This window comes from Desulfomicrobium escambiense DSM 10707, from assembly GCF_000428825.1.
Classification (GTDB): Bacteria; Desulfobacterota; Desulfovibrionia; order Desulfovibrionales; family Desulfomicrobiaceae; genus Desulfomicrobium; species Desulfomicrobium escambiense.
Genome location: NZ_AUAR01000041.1, coordinates 1 through 1,083 on the forward strand (window position 1 = coordinate 1; position 1,083 = coordinate 1,083).

At 64.2% G+C, this 1,083-nt stretch carries 1 protein-coding gene and 1 pseudogene; both read right to left on the reverse strand.

Annotated elements, in window-relative coordinates; all coding sequences use genetic code 11:
- Nucleotides 1-218: cytochrome b/b6 domain-containing protein (locus G394_RS0115980; protein WP_028578509.1), on the reverse strand; the 218-nt coding region annotated here is incomplete at its 3' end.
- 4 nt (nucleotides 219-222) lie between these two features.
- Nucleotides 223-1,083, reverse strand: a pseudogene (locus G394_RS19605) (tetrathionate reductase family octaheme c-type cytochrome); the annotation flags it as partial.

Here is a 1,083-nt window from a genome sequence, read left to right on the forward strand (position 1 = left end):
CCCGTGGTCAGCACCCAGAAGACGATGAAGACGAACAGCACGATCCAGGTCAGGCCCAGGAAGTTGTGGTACTCCACCGCCTTCTGGAAGCCGAACAGGGTGAAGGTGCCGTGGACCTCGAAGCCCGTCAGCAGCAGCAGGAAGATGAGCAGCGACTGCACCCAGTGCCAGAAACGCTCGAAACGCGTGTACAGGTAGATCTTCTTCTTGGCTTTCATGTCCTTACTCCTTGCGACGTCCGGCGGAACTCAGAAAACGCCCCAGGCCGTGCAGGGCCACGCCCAGCAGCGACGCCCCGACCATGGCCCAGCCGCCCATGTCCAAGAGGCGCACCGAGTCGCGGCCCGGCATGTAGAATCCGCCCAGATGGTCCAGCCGACCGGCCTTGGCGTGGCATTCCACGCAGGGCACGGCCTGGTCCTTGGGCGCCACCATGTGCGTGATGGGGAAGACGTACTCCGTGTCCACGAAGTCGTACTCGCCGCTGTAGGGCAGCCCGTTGGCGGCCTGGCCCACGGCGATGGCCTTGTTCCAGTCGAAGTCGGACCAGTAGGCGCCCGAGTCCTTGGGCCCGAAGAGCTTGGGGATGACCATGGTCTTGCGCACCTTGTCGTAGGGCGTCCTGCCCGTGTGCACCTTGAAGGGGAAGATGCGGGAGCTCGGGTCGGAGACGTCGCCGATGGGCCAGGACATGCGCACAGGGGCCGAGGGGTCGATGACGTCCTTGGCCGTGGTGCCCTTGATGGAGCCGTTGAACCATTCGTAGCGAGGGACCACGTTCTTACCCCAGATGAAGTCGCCCTTCTTGGGGTCGTAGTCGGGCTTGCCGAACTCGTCCTTCCTGGCCTCGCGCTTCTTGTCGCCGGCCGTGGACCAATCCCAGTGCATCTTGGTCGGGTTGACGCGGGCGTAGGTCGGGATGTGGCAGGACTGGCAGGCCACCTTGTCGGTGTGGTCGTTGGCCTTCTGATTGGTCTTGTGCGGCTGCGCGCCGTGGCAGGACTCGCACATGATCTTGGGCGTCAGGTCGTCCTCCAAGAGGCTCTTGCGCTCCTTGGAGGCCGGGGTGGCATAGATGCGGCC